Source organism: Burkholderia sp. AU16741, assembly GCF_002223345.1.
In the GTDB taxonomy this organism is placed as follows: Bacteria; Pseudomonadota; Gammaproteobacteria; order Burkholderiales; family Burkholderiaceae; genus Burkholderia; species Burkholderia sola.
On the sequence record NZ_NKEZ01000003.1, the window covers coordinates 625898 to 640640 of the forward strand.

Consider the following 14743-nt stretch of genomic DNA (forward strand, 5'->3'; position numbering starts at 1 on the left):
TTCGTGGCGACGCAGCGGGCGGCGCGGGCGCTGATCTTCACCGCGGACGACTTCGGGCTGCACCCGCGCGTCAACGCGGCGGTCGAGCGCGCACACCGCGACGGCGTGCTGAACGCCGCGAGCCTGATGGTCGGCGCGAGCGCGGCGCAGGATGCGATCGAACGCGCGCGGCGGCTGCCGTCGCTCGCGGTCGGCCTGCATCTGGTGCTCGCGGACGGCCCGGCCACGCTGCCCGCGCATGAAATTCCCGCGCTCGTCGGCCCTGACGGGCGCTTCGGCGACGCGATGGCGAAGGACGGCTGCCGCTTCTTCTTCCTGCCGCACGTGCGTGCGCAACTGCGCCGCGAGATCCGCGCGCAGTTCGACGCGTTCGCGGCGAGCGGCCTGCCGCTCGACCACGTGAACGCGCACAAGCATTTCCACCTGCATCCGACCGTACTGTCGATGATCATCGAGATCGGCCGCGACTACGGGCTGCGCGCGGTGCGGCTGCCGTACGAAACGAGCGCGCCGGCGCTGCTCAAGCCGTGGATCGCGCTGGTGCGCGCGCGGCTCGATCGCGCGGGGCTCGCGCACAACGACTACGTGGTCGGCATCGAGCACACGGGCGCGATGGACGAGGCGGTACTGCTCGACGCGCTCGCGAAGCTGCCGCCGGGCGTCGGCGAGATTTACTGCCATCCGGCCGAAGCCGGCGACGGCCCGATCACGCCGACGATGGCCAGCTACCGACCGGTCGACGAACTGGATGCGCTGCTGTCGCCGCGCGTTGCCGCCGCGCTGAAGGCGGCGGGCGTCGCGACCGGCGGCTTTGCCGACGTGTTCGGCGAGCCCGCGGCACGGCGCGGCGCGCCCGCGTCGCGCGCACCGGGAGCGCAGCCGTCATGAGCAAGTGGATCAAGTGGCTCGGCTGGCCGATCGGCATCGGCATCCTGCTCGCGCTGGGGCTGCACGAAGGCGTCGGCGACGTGACGCAGATGCTCGCGCGCGCCGGCTATGCGCTGCTGTGGCTCGTGCCGTTCCACGCGTTGCCGCTGCTGCTCGATGCATATGCATGGCATCAGTTGCTCGACCGGCGCGCGTCGCTGGCGTTCCTGTGGTGGATCGCGACCGTGCGCGAGGCCGTGAACCGGCTGCTGCCCGTGGTCGGGATCGGCGGCGAGATCGTCGGCATCCGGCTCGCGCGCTGGCAGGTGCCCGACGCGAGCCGTGTGACCGCGTCGGTGATCGTCGAGGTGCTCGTGACGATCGTGGTCCAGTACGCGTTCGCGGCGCTCGGCCTCGTGCTGCTGCTCGCGACGACCGACAACATGGGCGGCGGCACGATCGGCCTCGCGCTGCTGCTGACGCTGCCGTTGCCGATGCTCGGCGTCGTGCTGATGCGGCGCGGCGGCGTCTTCCACGCGATCGAGCGTTTCGCGGGCCGCCTGCTCGGCGATTCGCACCGGCTGCTGCAGGGCGTCGACGGCCGCCGGCTCGACGCCGACATCGATTCGCTGATGTCGCGCACGGGCCTGCTGTTCAGCGCCTTTTTCTGGCAACTGGCCGGCTACGTGCTCGGCGCGCTCGAGATCTACTGGGCGCTCGCGCTGCTCGGCCACCCGGTGTCGATCGGCGGCGCGATCGCGATCGAGGCGATGACGCAGGCCGTGCGGCATGCGGCGTTCATGGTGCCGGGCGGGCTCGGCGTGCAGGAGGCGACCGTCGTGCTGCTCGCGCAGATGTTCGGCGTCGACCGCGAGACGGCGCTGTCGCTCGCGGTGGTCAAGCGCGGCCGCGAAGTGCTGTTCGGCTGCCTCGCGCTCGGCTCGTGGCAGCTTGCCGAGCTGATGCGCACGCGCGGCCGCCCAGGTGCGCCGCCGGCCGTGCCGCGCGCGGCGCCACCGGCGAATCGGGCGTCCGAAACCCCGGCCGAAACCGAAACGACGCATTGAACACCGGACGGGCCGCGCGGCCCGTCTCGCGCTTTCGGCGTCGCGCGGGTATCCTTCGCGTGTTTTCTCCACGCGCCATTCTTCCGATGATTTTCCGTTTCCCGCTGCTTTCCGTGACGATGCTGGCCGCCGCGCTGGCGTTGACCGGTTGCGACGACCAAGGCCATCTCGACGTGCAACGTATCAGCGACTTCTTCAACGCGATCAAGCCCGCGCCGCTGCTGCTCAAGGGGCTGAAGGTCGGCGAATCGACCGAGGCCGACGTGCGCGGCACGATGGGCAAACCGGAGACCGAGCGCACGTTTACCGATGGTTCGAAGCGTCTCGAATATCCGCGCGGCCCGATGGGCAACCAGACCTGGTTCGTCGACCTCGATGCGAACGGGCGCTACACGGGCGCGACCCAGGTGCTGACCGCCGAGAATTTCGCGAAAGTGCGCCCGGGGATGGACGAGGACGAGGTGCGGCGCCTGCTCGGCAAGCCCGGCGACGTCGCGCAGTATCCGCTGAAGCCCGAGACGGTCTGGAGCTGGCGCTGGCTCGAGGACGGCGTCAACACCGACGCGTTCTTCAACGTCCATTTCGGCCCGGACGGGCTCGTCTATACGACGTCGCGCTCCGACATCCTGAAAGGGCGGTGACGCTCACGCGCGGCGCTTGTGCAACCGGTCGCGCAGCGCGTCGCGGGCATGAGCGAGCGATTGTGTCGCGTGGCCCCGGACCTGCCCGTTCGGCCTGACGGCCCGCCTGGCGCTATATCGAAAAAGCGACCGGAAAATTGCAAAAAGCCCGCTTCCCGGCGTGTCATCGGACTGTCAGGAAGCGGGCTTTTTCCTTTTGAAACAGCGGCGTAGGCCGTGCGCGGAAATGATGGGATGAATTGTTGCGACGCAGCAATCGCGCGCCCGGTGATTTGAGGCAAATAATTTCGCTTGCGACTATCCGCGTCAGCCCGGCGTGGGACAGGCATACGCGTCGGCATTCATTCAACTCTGGAGACGCGCGTGTTCCTTTACGGCTTTGGTCCCGTCCTCTGGGCCGGCACCGTGCAGACCATCGAGCTGTCGGTGCTGTCGCTCGCCACCGCGGTGGCGCTGGGGCTGATCGGCGCGGTGGCGAAGCTGTCGCACAACCGGGTGTTGCGAGCGATCGCGACCGGTTATACGACGCTGATCCGCTCGGTGCCCGATCTTGTGCTGATGCTGCTGCTGTTCTACAGCATCCAGATCTGGCTGAACCAGTTCACCGACCTCGTCGGCTGGAACCAGATCGACATCGATCCGTTCGTGGCCGGCGTGCTGACGCTCGGCTTCATCTACGGCGCGTATTTCACCGAGACGTTTCGCGGCGCGTTCCTGTCGGTGCCGCGCGGCCAGCTCGAAGCCGGTTCGGCCTACGGGATGAGCGGCGCGCGCGTGTTCGTGCGGATCATGTTTCCTCAGATGATGCGCTTTGCGCTGCCGGGCATCGGCAACAACTGGCAGGTGCTCGTGAAGGCGACCGCGCTGGTGTCGATCATCGGTCTCGCGGACGTCGTGAAGGCCGCGCAGGACGCCGGCAAGAGCACGTTCAACATGTTCTTCTTCATCCTCGTCGCGGCGCTGATCTATCTGGCGATCACGACCGTCTCCAACCTCGTGCTGATCCAGCTCGAGAAGCGTTATTCCATGGGCGTGCGGCACGCAGAACTATGATCGAGATCCTCCAGGAATTCGGCAAGGCGTTCCTTTTCTGGGACGGCCAGCGCCTGTCCGGCCTCGCGGTGACGCTGTGGCTGCTCGTCGCCTCGATTTCGCTCGGCTTCGTGTGCGCGGTGCCGCTCGCGGTCGCGCGCGTGTCGAGGAACAAGTGGGTGTCGATGCCGGTGCGGTTCTACACGTACGTGTTCCGCGGCACGCCGCTCTACGTGCAGTTGCTGCTGATGTACACGGGCATGTACAGCCTCGAGTTCGTGCGCTCGCACTCGCTGCTCGATGCGTTTTTCCGCAGCGGCTTCAACTGCGCGATTCTCGCGTTCGCGCTGAATACCTGCGCGTACACGACCGAGATCTTCGCCGGGGCGATTCGCGCGATCCCGCACGGCGAAGTCGAGGCGGCGCGGGCGTACGGGATGTCGCCGTTCACGATGTACCGCCGCGTGATCCTGCCGTCGGCGCTGCGCCGCGCGCTGCCGCTGTACAGCAACGAGGTGATCCTGATGCTGCACGCGACGACCGTCGCGTTCACCGCGACCGTGCCGGACATCCTGAAGGTCGCGCGCGACGCCAATTCCGCGACCTACATGGCGTTCCAGTCGTTCGGGATCGCCGCGCTGATCTATCTTGCGGTATCGTTCGCACTCGTCGCGGCGTTTCGCCGCGCGGAGCGCCACTGGCTCGCGTATCTCGCGGCCGCCCGTCATTGAATTACTTCGAGGAGAGCCAGTTGGCCGAGATCACTCAAACGAGCGCGTCCGCTTCCGTCAAGCTTGCCGCGGTCGACATCCACAAGCGCTATGGCGACAACGAGGTGCTCAAGGGCGTGTCGCTGAACGCGAAGGCCGGCGACGTCATCAGCATCATCGGCGCGAGCGGCTCGGGCAAGAGCACGTTCCTGCGCTGCATCAATTTTCTCGAGCGGCCGAATGCGGGGCAGATCGTCGTCGACGGCGAGGCCGTGCGCACGAAGGCCGACCGCGCCGGTGCGCTCGAAGTCGCCGATCACAAGCAGTTGCAGCGCATCCGCACGAAGCTCGCGATGGTGTTCCAGCACTTCAACCTGTGGGCGCACATGAACGTGCTCGAGAACGTGATGGAAGCGCCCGTGCACGTGCTCGGCATTTCGAAGAAGGAAGCCGAGGAGCGTGCGCGCGAGTACCTGGAGAAGGTCGGTCTGCCGCCGCGCGTCGAGAAGCAGTATCCGTCGCATCTGTCGGGCGGCCAGCAGCAGCGCGTGGCTATCGCGCGTGCGCTTGCGATGCATCCTGACGTGATGCTGTTCGACGAGCCGACCTCCGCGCTCGACCCGGAACTGGTGGGCGAAGTGCTGAAGGTGATGCAGAAGCTGGCCGAGGAAGGGCGCACGATGATCGTCGTCACGCACGAGATGGGTTTCGCGCGCAACGTGTCGAACCACGTGATGTTCCTGCATCAGGGGCGGACCGAGGAAGAGGGCGACCCGAAGGAGGTGCTGGTGCGTCCGCAGAGCGAGCGGCTCAAGCAGTTCCTGTCGGGCAGCCTCAAGTAACGCGACAGGGCAGGTTTCAACGTGGTACCGGTGTCTCGTCCCGCAGGCGCCACCCGCACGACGCAGGTGGCGATCGTTGCATTGCCGCCCGTGTCGATGTCGGGCGTGGGGCCGATCGTCGATGCGTTGAATCTCGCGAACGAGATCGACGGGCGGCTGTTGTACCGCTGGCAGGTATGTTCGTGGGACGGGCGGCCGGTGCCGCTCGCGGGCGGCGCGCAGTGGCATGCCGATGCGGCGTTCAACGATGCGATCGCGTGCGACTGGTTGATCGTCGTGTCCGAGCGGTTTCAGCAGTTTGCCGATTACCGGCTGTTTCTCGCGAGTCTCGCGCGGGTCGGGCAGCGCACGCCGGTCGTGACCGGGATTCATCACGGCGTGTGGTGGCTGGCGATGGCGGGGCAGCTTTCCGGCTATCGCGTGAGCGTGAACTGGGAGACGTATCAGCAATTCGCCGAGCAGTTCGAGCGGTCGATCGTCACGCAGCAGATCTTCGAGATCGATCGCGATCGGGCGACCTGTGCCGGTGGGCAGGCGACCGTCGATTTCATGTTGGCCATGATTGGCCGGGAACATGGGGTGGATCTCGCGGAGCGGATCGGCGATGCGCTGGGGGTCGGGGTTTTGCGCAGTGGCGAGGAGCGGCAGAGGATTCCTTTCGTGACGGCTCCGGGGGAGCGGCATCCTCGGCTCAATGATGCGTTGCTTTTGATGGAAGCCAACGTCGAGGATCCGCTTGCTACCGATGAGATCGCCGGGCTCGTGGGCGTTTCCCGGAGGCAATTGGAACGGCTCTTTCGGCAGTATCTCGGGGCGATGCCCTCCAAGTATTACCTCAATCTTCGGCTGCTCAAGGCCCGGACGCAGTTGCAGCGGACCAGTAAGTCCGTCGTTCAGGTTTCTCTCGCTTGTGGGTTCTCTTCTGCTGCGCACTTCTCTAACGCTTATCGCGAAAGGTTCGGGGTGACGCCTCGGGAGGATCGGCGGGCGTGGCTCGAAAAGCAGACGGGCGGCGGCAGCGAACCTCGGGCGGGGGCGCTCGTCGAGCGCGGGAAGGATTGAAGGTGGGGGGATTGGGTTGTTTGGTGGTCGGCTTAGGGTGTCGTGAAGCACCTGTGATCGTGTCGGTCTATTAGCGTCGCCCCTCCGCGGGGCAGCGGTCACTTTTCTTTGTCTTGCCAAAGAAAAGTAACCAAAAGAAAGGCGCTCGGAGATCGCATGACTTACCGGTGCCATCGCCAACAGAGTGGTCCGCATAAAAGTGTCCGCGCCAGTCAGGAATCCGGAGTGGTTCGAGCAATGGTTCCGACACCACTCGCTACCCCACGGAGCGGTATACCGCCCGCTAGCTCCATCCTCGCTACGCTCGGCTGCAAGGTACTTCAAGGCGAGAGCTCGCGTTCGGCTTCCTGTATCCGAGGTCGGCAGCCAGGCACTTTTTCTGCTCTCCCCCATTTGGGTGACCGATCGTTTAACAATGATTTTTCGCGACGACGATGTGTTTGCGCCCCGCATTTTTCTCGCGGGCAAAGCAGCGAATTCGATTATTGAAAGTACAGCGGGTCCCGCGAGGGAGGCGATACTGGTATTGGGTGGGATGGACCTGTCGGCCGAGCGAAGCGAGGACGGAGCTAGCGGACGGTATACCGCTCCGTGGGGTAGCGAGTGGTGTCGGAACCATTGCTCGAACCACTCCGGATTCCTGACTGGCGCGGACACTTTTATGCGGACCACTCTGTTGGCGATGGCACCGGGAGGTCATGCGATATCCGAGCGCCTTTCTTTTGGTTACTTTTCTTTGGCAAGACAAAGAAAAGTGACCGCTGCCCCGCGGAGGGGCGACGCTAATAGACCGACACGATCACAGGTGCTTCACGACACCCTAAGCCGACCACCGATAGTAAGAAAAACCCACCGACACGGCATAGCCGCTCCCCGAGAGGGCAAAACCAAAAACAGAACCTTCCGATAGAACCCGTCGCAATTCCGCAAGACGCTTGCGTCACCCTTACCTAAACTTGATCCTGTTGAACCCTCTTACGAAACCGAAAGGAACGACCATGACGACCTCGACCGTGACCCGCCAGACATTCGACGAAGTGATGGTGCCGGTATTCTCTCCCGCTCCGTTCGTGCCGGACCGTGCAGAGGGCTCCCGCGTGTGGGACACGTCCGGCCGCGAGTACATCGATTTCGCGTGCGGCATCGCGGTCACGTCGCTGGGCCACGGCCATCCGGAACTGCTGAAAGTCCTCGACGAACAAGGCCGCAAGCTCTGGCACATCGGCAACGGCTACACGAACGAGCCGGTGCTGCGCCTCGCGAAGCGCCTCGAATCGCTGACCTTCGCCGACCGCGCATTCTTCGCGAACTCGGGCGCGGAAGCGAACGAAGCCGCACTGAAACTCGCGCGCCGCGTCGCCTTCGACCGCCACGGCGCCGATAAGTACGAAATCGTGTCGTTCGTGCAGTCGTTCCACGGCCGCACGTTCTTCACGGTCAGCGTCGGCGGTCAGCCGAAGTACTCGGAAGGCTTCGGCCCGGTGCCGGAAGGCATCAAGCACCTCCCGTTCAACGACATCGAAGCCGCGAAGGCCGCAATCGGCCCCAAAACCTGCGCGGTGATCGTCGAGCCGGTGCAAGGCGAAGGCGGCGTGATCCCGGCCGATCCCGCATTCCTGAAGGCACTGCGCGAAGCATGCGACGCGCACGACGCACTGCTGATCTTCGACGAAGTGCAAACGGGCGTGGGCCGCACGGGCCAGTTCTACGCATACATGGACACGGGCGTCACGCCGGACATCCTCACGACCGCGAAAGCGCTCGGCAACGGCTTCCCGATCGGCGCGATGCTGACGACGAACGAACTGGCCGCGCACTTCAAGGTCGGCGTGCACGGCACGACATACGGCGGCAATCCGCTGGCATCGGCGATCGCCGACAAGGTCGTCGAACTGATCGGCGACCCGGCGCTGCTCGAAGGCGTGCGCGAACGCAGCGTGCGCCTGAAGGGCGCGCTCGAACGCATCAACGCACGCTTCGGCCTCTTCAAGGACGTGCGCGGCAAGGGCCTGCTGGTCGGCGCGGAACTCACCGCCGCATTCGACGGCCGCGCGAAGGACTTCGTCACCGCCGCCGCCGAGCACGGCCTGATCATGCTGATCGCCGGCCCGAACGTGCTGCGCTTCGTGCCGTCGCTGGTGATCCCGTTCGACCTGCTCGACGAAGGCGTGAAGCGCTTCGAAAAGGCGGTCGAGCAGGTGCTCGCGGCCCAGGAAGCCACCGCGCGCTGATCGGCGCGCCCATCGCAGACAGGAACGACGATGCTATTTGTTCGCCCCGGCAAACTCACGGATCTCGATGCGCTCGCGCACATGGCGCGCACCGCGCAGCCGGTCCTGCACTCGCTGCCGCACGACCGCGCGGCGCTCGAAGCACGCGTGGCGCTCTCCGAGGATTCGTTTCGCGCGGACGTCGACTTCGCCGGCGAGGAGTTCTACCTCTTCGTGCTCGAGGATTCGTCGACGGGCAAGCTGCTCGGCACGGCGAGCATCGTGGCCGCGGCCGGCTACTCGGAGCCGTTCTACGCGTTCCGCAACGACGCGCTGATTCACGCGTCGCGCGAGCTGCACGTGAACCGCAAGATCCACGCGCTCACGATGTCGCACGAGCTGACCGGCAAGAGCCGGCTCGCGGGCTTCTACGTCGATCCGTCGCTGCGCGGCGACGCGGCCGCGCACCTGATCTCGCGCGCCCGGATGATGTACATCGCCGCGAACCGCCGCCGCTTCACGCCGGAAGTGTTCACGCTGCTGCTCGGCGTGAGCGACGGCAACGGCGCGTCGCCGTTCTGGGAAGCGGTGGGCCGCAAGTTCTTCGGCCGCGATTTCACCGACGTCGACATCGCGTCGGGCGGCCGCAGCCGCACGTTCATCGCGGAAGTGATGCCCGCCTATCCGCTGTACGTGCCGCTGCTGCCGGAAGCCGCGCAGCGCGTGCTCGGCGAGCCGAACGAAACGGCGCTGCTCGCGTACGACATCCATCTCGAGGAAGGCTTCGAGCCCGACCGCTTCGTCGACATCTTCGACGCGGGCCCGGTGCTGACCGCGCAGGTCGACCGCACCGCGTGCGTGAAGCAGGCGTCGGAGCGCGTCGTGCGCGAGGCCGCGCATCAGCAGGGCGACGTCGCATACATGACATCGACGGGCAGCGGCGAATCGTTCCGCTGCGTGCTGGCCGACCTGCCGGGCGACGCGGCCGACGCGCGGAGCACCGAGGCGCCGCTCGCCGGCGACGTGCGCGCGGCGCTCGACGTGAAGGAAGGCGATGTCGTGCGCTGCGTGCCGCTGCATCGCCGCGACGATGAAGATTTGAAGGGAGACGCAGCATGATCGTCGTTCGGGTCGTACAAACGGGCGACGTCGACGCGCTCGTGTCGCTCGCGAAGGAAACCGGGCCGGGCCTGACCACGTTCAAGCCCGACCGCGACGCGCTCGCCGCGCGCATCGAACGCTCGCGCCGCACGCTCGAAGGCCGCGCGGCGCCCGGCGAAGCCGGCTACTTCTTCGTGATGGAAGATTCGAAGACGCGCGACATCGCGGGCGTGTGCGGAATCGAAACGCAGGTCGGCCTCGAGCAGCCGTTCTACAACTATCGCGTGAGCACGGTCGTGCATGCGAGCCAGGAGCTCGGCGTGTGGACGCGGATGTCCGCGCTGAACATCTCGCACGACCTCACGGGCTACGCGGAAGTGTGCTCGCTGTTCCTGAGCCCGCGCTATCGCACGGGCGGCGTCGGCGGCCTGCTGTCGCGCTCGCGGTTCATGTTCATCGCGCAGTTCCGCGAGCGCTTTCCGGAACGCATCTGCGCGGAACTGCGCGGCCACTTCGACGAGGACGGCACGTCCCCGTTCTGGCGCGCCGTCGGTTCGCACTTCTACCAGATCGACTTCAACGCGGCCGATTACCTGAGCTCGCACGGCCGCAAGTCGTTCCTCGCGGAACTGATGCCGCGCTACCCGGTGTACGTCGACCTGCTGCCGCAGGACGCGCAGGACGCGGTCGGCCTCACGCACCGCGACACGCTGCCGGCCCGCAAGATGCTCGAAGCGGAAGGGCTGCGCTACCAGAATCACGTCGACATCTTCGACGCGGGCCCGGTGCTCGAATGCCACGTCAACGATCTGCGCACGGTGCGCGAGAGCGTCGTCGTGCCGGTCGCGATCGGCGTGCCCGACGCGCGAGACGACGCGCCGAAGTCGCTCGTATCGAACACGTCGCTCGGCGACTTCCGCGTCGGCGTCGCGCCGGGCGTGGTCGAGAACGGCGCGTTTGTGCTGTCGGCCGACGATGCCGCCGCGCTGGACGTGAAGGCCGGCGATTCGGTCCGCGTGCTGCCGCTCAAAGTCAAACAGGGATAAACGAATCATGACGGAACTCTTCATCGACGGCGCCTGGGTCGCAGGCTCGGGCCCCGTCTTCGCTTCGCGCAACCCCGGCACCGACGAAATCGCGTGGCAGGGCGAAAGCGCGTCGGCGGTGGACGTCGACCGCGCGGTCGCGAGCGCGCGCCGCGCATTCGCCGGCTGGTCGGCGCTCGACTTCGAAGCCCGCTGCGCGATCGTCAAGCGCTTCGCCGCGCTGCTCACCGAACGCAAGGAAGCGATCGCGACCGCGATCGGCCGCGAGACCGGCAAGCCGCTGTGGGAAGCGCGCACCGAAGTCGCGGCGATGGCCGCGAAGGTCGGCATCTCGATCCAGGCGTACCAGGAACGCACCGGCGAGAAGCGCCAGGACATGGCCGACGGCGTGGCGGTGTTGCGTCACCGCCCGCACGGCGTCGTGGCCGTGTTCGGCCCTTACAACTTCCCCGGCCACTTGCCGAACGGTCATATCGTGCCGGCGCTGATCGCCGGCAACACCGTGGTGTTCAAGCCGTCGGAGCTCGCCCCGGGCGTCGCGCGCGCGACGGTCGAGGTGTGGCGCGAAGCCGGGTTGCCGGCCGGCGTGCTGAACCTCGTGCAGGGCGAGAAGGACACCGGCGTCGCGCTCGCGAATCACCGGCAGATCGACGGGCTGTTCTTCACCGGCAGTTCGGATACCGGCACGCTGCTGCACAAGCAGTTCGGCGGCCGTCCGGAAATCGTGCTCGCGCTCGAGATGGGCGGCAACAACCCGCTCGTGATCGGTGAAGTCGAGGACATCGACGCGGCCGTGCATCACACGATCCAGTCGGCGTTCCTGTCGGCCGGCCAGCGCTGCACGTGCGCACGCCGCATCTTCGTGCCGCAGGGCGCGTTCGGCGACCGCTTCCTCGCACGCTTCGCCGACGTCACGTCGAAGATCACGGCCGACGTGTTCGACGCCGATCCGCAGCCGTTCATGGGCGCGGTGATCTCGGCGCGCGCGGCTGCGAAGCTCGTCGCTGCGCAGGCGCGCCTGATCGAGCAGGGCGCGAAGCCGATCGTCGCGATGACGCAGCGCGATCCGCGCCTGGGCTTCGTGAACGCGGCGATCGTCGACGTGACGGGCGTCGCGAACCTGCCGGACGAAGAGCACTTCGGCCCGCTCGCGCAGATCGTCCGCCATGCGACGTTCGACGAAGCGATCGAGCGCGCGAACGACACGGCGTTCGGCCTGTCCGCCGGGCTGCTCGCCGACGACGCCAACGCATGGGAGCACTTTCGCCGCACGATCCGTGCGGGGATCGTCAACTGGAACCGCCCGACCAACGGCGCGTCGTCGGCCGCGCCGTTCGGCGGCACGGGCCGCTCGGGCAACCATCGGCCGAGCGCGTACTACGCGGCCGACTATTGCGCGTACCCGATGGCGTCGGTGGAAAGCACGCAACTGACCTTGCCCGCGAGCCTGTCGCCGGGCCTGCATTTCTGATCGAGGGAACGACGATGAACGCACAAGAAGCCAATTTCGACGGACTCGTCGGCCCGACCCACAACTACGCCGGGCTGTCGTTCGGCAACGTGGCGTCGCTGAACAACGAGAAGTCGGCCGCGAATCCGAAGGCCGCCGCGAAGCAGGGGTTGCGCAAGATGAAGCAGCTCGCCGATCTCGGTTTCGCGCAAGGCGTGCTGCCGCCGCAGGAGCGGCCGTCGCTGCGCCTGTTGCGCGAGCTCGGCTTCTCCGGCAAGGACGCGGACGTGATCGCGAAGGCCGCGAAGCAGGCGCCCGAACTGCTCGCCGCGGCGAGCTCGGCGTCGGCGATGTGGACCGCGAACGCGGCCACCGTCAGCCCGTCGGCCGACACGAGCGACGGTCGCGTGCACTTCACGCCGGCGAACCTGTGCAGCAAGCTGCATCGCGCGATCGAGCACGAAGCGACGCGCCGCACGCTGTCGACGCTGTTCGCGGACCCCACGCACTTCGCGGTGCACGAAGCGCTGACGGGCACGCCGGCGCTCGGCGACGAAGGCGCGGCGAACCACACGCGCTTCTGCGCGGAATACGGCAAGCCGGGCATCGAATTCTTCGTGTACGGCCGCGCCGAATACCGCCGCGGCCCCGAACCGAAGCGCTTCCCGGCGCGCCAGACCTTCGAGGCGAGCCGCGCGGTCGCGCATCGCCACGGCCTCGCCGAGGAAGCGACGGTCTACGCGCAACAGGATCCGGACGTGATCGACGCGGGCGTGTTTCACAACGACGTGATCTCGGTCGGCAACCGCGACACGCTGTTCACGCACGAACGCGCGTTCGTCGACAAGCAGGCGATCTACGACACGCTGACCGCCGCGCTCGACGCACGCGGTGCGCGCCTGAACGTGATCGAGGTGCCCGACGCGGCGGTGAGCGTGAACGATGCCGTCACGTCCTATCTGTTCAACAGCCAACTGCTGTCGCGCGCGGACGGCTCGCAGGTGCTCGTCGTGCCGCAGGAATGCCGCGAGAACGAGCGGGTCGCCGCCTATCTCGACCAGCTCGCCGCCGGCAACGGCCCGATTCACGACGTGCTCGTGTTCGACCTGCGCGAAAGCATGAAGAACGGCGGCGGCCCCGCGTGCCTGCGCCTGCGCGTCGTGCTGACCGAAGCCGAGCGCGCGGCCGTCACGTCGAACGTGTGGATCGACGACACGCTGTTCGCGTCGCTCGACGCGTGGATCGACACGCACTATCGCGATCGCCTCGCCCCGGAAGACCTCGCGGATCCGGCGCTGCTCGACGAATCGCGCACGGCGCTCGACGAACTCACGCAGATCCTGCGCGTCGGGTCGCTGTATGACTTCCAGCGCTGAGGCACGGATGCCGGCGAACGCGTTGCTCGACGACTTCCTCGCGTTCACGCTCGCCGGTGGCGCACCGGCCGACAAGGCCGGCGCGTGCGCGGGCGGTGCGGTGCGCTGGCAATGGCTCGGCGATGGGCTGCTCGCGCTCGAACCGGCCGCCGACGCCGCCGCCGCCGCCGCCGCCGACGACGACGCCGACGACGCCGACGCCGACGACGCCGACGACGCCGACGACGCCGACGACGCCGACGACGCCGCGACGCGCGCGAGCGTGGTCGTGTCGGCCGGCGTGCACGGCGACGAAACCGCGCCGATCGAGCTGCTGTCGCTGCTCGTGCGCGATCTCGCGGCGGGCACGCTGCCGCTCGCGTGCCGGCTGCTGGTCGTGCTCGGCAACGTGCCGGCGATGCGCGCGGGCGAGCGCTATCTCGACGACGACCTGAACCGCCTGTTCAGCGGCCGTCACGCGCAGGTGCCCGCGAGCCGCGAAGCGCCGCGCGCCGCGCAGCTCGAAGCGGCGGCCGCCGCGTTCTTCGCGGCCGCGCCGGCGGGCGGCGCGCGCTGGCACATCGACATGCACACGGCGATTCGCGCATCGGTGTTCGAGCAATTCGCGCTGCTGCCGCATACGGGCACGCCGCCGACGCGCGCGATGGTCGAATGGCTTGGCGATGCACGCATCGCGGCCGTGCTGCTGCATACCGCGAAGGGCAACACGTATTCGCATTTCACGGCCGAGCATTGCGGCGCGCTCGCGTGCACGCTGGAACTCGGCAAGGTGCGACCGTTCGGCCAGAACGACCTGACGCGCTTCGCGCCGGCCGACCGCGCGGTGCGCAAGCTGGTGTCGGGTGGGTGGGGCGGCCACCCGCGGGGCGGCCATCCGTGGGGCGGCCATCCGCGGGGCGGCCGTCCGCCGGTGGATGTCGAGGCCGGGGTTGGCCATCCGTCGCTGCCGCGCGTGTTCACCGTGATCGACCAGATCACGAAGCAGAGCGATGCGCTCGAGCTGTTCGTCGCGGCCGACGTCGCGAACTTCACCGCGTTCGCGCGCGGCACGGTGCTCGCGCAGGACGGCGACTACCGCTACACGGTGAAGCACGACGAGGAGCGCATCGTGTTTCCGAACCCGACCGTGAAGCCGGGTTTGCGGGCGGGCCTGCTCGTGATCGATACGACGCGCGACACGCTGGCCGCACTCGTCTGATCGATGCGCAAGTATGCGGGCCGCGGCGACCTCGCCGTCTGCGCATCGTCCCGTGGCCCATTCATTTTTGGGATGACGGCCACCCGCCGCGCAGACGGCGCGCGCGTCGCGCTTGCGTATTTGCGACATCGTCTTGCAAGT

General features: G+C 67.4%; 13 protein-coding genes. All 13 read left to right on the plus strand.

What is annotated here, in order from left to right; all coding sequences use genetic code 11:
- Positions 1-3 precede the first annotated feature (3 nt).
- The 13 genes from hpnK to astE all read left to right on the plus strand — a co-directional run bounded on the left by hpnK (position 4) and on the right by astE (position 14602).
- A complete protein-coding gene (gene hpnK / locus CFB89_RS05430; RefSeq protein WP_089467020.1) occupies positions 4-888 on the plus strand; it encodes a hopanoid biosynthesis-associated protein HpnK in 885 nt (294 codons plus the stop codon).
- Complete coding sequence (locus CFB89_RS05435; RefSeq protein ID WP_089467021.1) at positions 885-1934, plus strand: lysylphosphatidylglycerol synthase domain-containing protein; 1050 nt, start codon at positions 885-887, stop codon at positions 1932-1934. The genes hpnK and CFB89_RS05435 overlap by 4 nt, the downstream gene beginning before the upstream one ends.
- A gap of 86 nt (positions 1935-2020) precedes the next feature.
- Positions 2021-2575 carry a hypothetical protein gene (locus CFB89_RS05440; protein WP_089467022.1) on the plus strand — a complete coding sequence of 185 codons (555 nt, stop codon included), beginning with the start codon at positions 2021-2023 and terminating at the stop codon, positions 2573-2575.
- Between the two features lie 363 nt (positions 2576-2938).
- Entirely contained in the window at positions 2939-3628 is a 690-nt protein-coding gene (locus CFB89_RS05445; protein WP_011544981.1) for an ABC transporter permease, read from the plus strand.
- Positions 3625-4338, plus strand: coding sequence for an ABC transporter permease (locus CFB89_RS05450; RefSeq protein ID WP_006476443.1), 714 nt, complete (start codon positions 3625-3627; stop codon positions 4336-4338). The genes CFB89_RS05445 and CFB89_RS05450 overlap by 4 nt, the downstream gene beginning before the upstream one ends.
- A 20-nt stretch (positions 4339-4358) precedes the next feature.
- On the plus strand, positions 4359-5159 hold the full coding sequence (locus CFB89_RS05455; RefSeq protein WP_089467023.1) for an ABC transporter ATP-binding protein: 801 nt from the start codon (positions 4359-4361) through the stop codon (positions 5157-5159).
- Between the two features lie 21 nt (positions 5160-5180).
- Positions 5181-6221 carry a GlxA family transcriptional regulator gene (locus tag CFB89_RS05460; protein ID WP_089467024.1) on the plus strand — a complete coding sequence of 347 codons (1041 nt, stop codon included), beginning with the start codon at positions 5181-5183 and terminating at the stop codon, positions 6219-6221.
- 998 nt (positions 6222-7219) lie between these two features.
- Positions 7220-8452, plus strand: a complete 1233-nt coding sequence (locus tag CFB89_RS05475) for an aspartate aminotransferase family protein (RefSeq protein WP_089467025.1) — start codon at positions 7220-7222, stop codon at positions 8450-8452.
- A gap of 30 nt (positions 8453-8482) precedes the next feature.
- Entirely contained in the window at positions 8483-9550 is a 1068-nt protein-coding gene (aruF, locus tag CFB89_RS05480) for an arginine/ornithine succinyltransferase subunit alpha (protein WP_089467026.1), read from the plus strand.
- Positions 9547-10578, plus strand: coding sequence for an arginine N-succinyltransferase (astA, locus tag CFB89_RS05485; RefSeq protein WP_089467027.1), 1032 nt, complete (start codon positions 9547-9549; stop codon positions 10576-10578). Before aruF ends, astA begins: the two co-directional genes overlap by 4 nt.
- 7 nt (positions 10579-10585) lie before the next feature.
- Positions 10586-12049, plus strand: coding sequence for a succinylglutamate-semialdehyde dehydrogenase (gene astD, locus CFB89_RS05490; RefSeq protein ID WP_089467028.1), 1464 nt, complete (start codon positions 10586-10588; stop codon positions 12047-12049).
- A gap of 14 nt (positions 12050-12063) precedes the next feature.
- Positions 12064-13404 (plus strand): N-succinylarginine dihydrolase, encoded by a 1341-nt coding sequence (astB, locus tag CFB89_RS05495; protein WP_089467029.1) that lies wholly within the window; start codon positions 12064-12066, stop codon positions 13402-13404.
- Positions 13405-13411: 7 nt separating this feature from the next.
- Complete coding sequence (gene astE, locus CFB89_RS05500; RefSeq protein ID WP_179233411.1) at positions 13412-14602, plus strand: succinylglutamate desuccinylase; 1191 nt, start codon at positions 13412-13414, stop codon at positions 14600-14602.
- Positions 14603-14743: the final 141 nt, after the last annotated feature.

Excerpts from the sequence above, each read along its gene's own strand:
- CFB89_RS05435 (WP_089467021.1), top strand. The coding sequence starts at position 885 with ATGAGCAAGTGGATCAAGTGGCTCGGCTGGCCGATCGGCATCGGCATC.
- CFB89_RS05440 (WP_089467022.1), top strand. The coding sequence starts at position 2,021 with ATGATTTTCCGTTTCCCGCTGCTTTCCGTGACGATGCTGGCCGCCGCG.
- CFB89_RS05450 (WP_006476443.1), top strand. The coding sequence starts at position 3,625 with ATGATCGAGATCCTCCAGGAATTCGGCAAGGCGTTCCTTTTCTGGGAC.
- CFB89_RS05475 (WP_089467025.1), top strand. The coding sequence starts at position 7,220 with ATGACGACCTCGACCGTGACCCGCCAGACATTCGACGAAGTGATGGTG.
- aruF (WP_089467026.1), top strand. The coding sequence starts at position 8,483 with ATGCTATTTGTTCGCCCCGGCAAACTCACGGATCTCGATGCGCTCGCG.
- astA (WP_089467027.1), top strand. The coding sequence starts at position 9,547 with ATGATCGTCGTTCGGGTCGTACAAACGGGCGACGTCGACGCGCTCGTG.
- astD (WP_089467028.1), top strand. The coding sequence starts at position 10,586 with ATGACGGAACTCTTCATCGACGGCGCCTGGGTCGCAGGCTCGGGCCCC.
- astB (WP_089467029.1), top strand. The coding sequence starts at position 12,064 with ATGAACGCACAAGAAGCCAATTTCGACGGACTCGTCGGCCCGACCCAC.
- astE (WP_179233411.1), top strand. The coding sequence starts at position 13,412 with ATGCCGGCGAACGCGTTGCTCGACGACTTCCTCGCGTTCACGCTCGCC.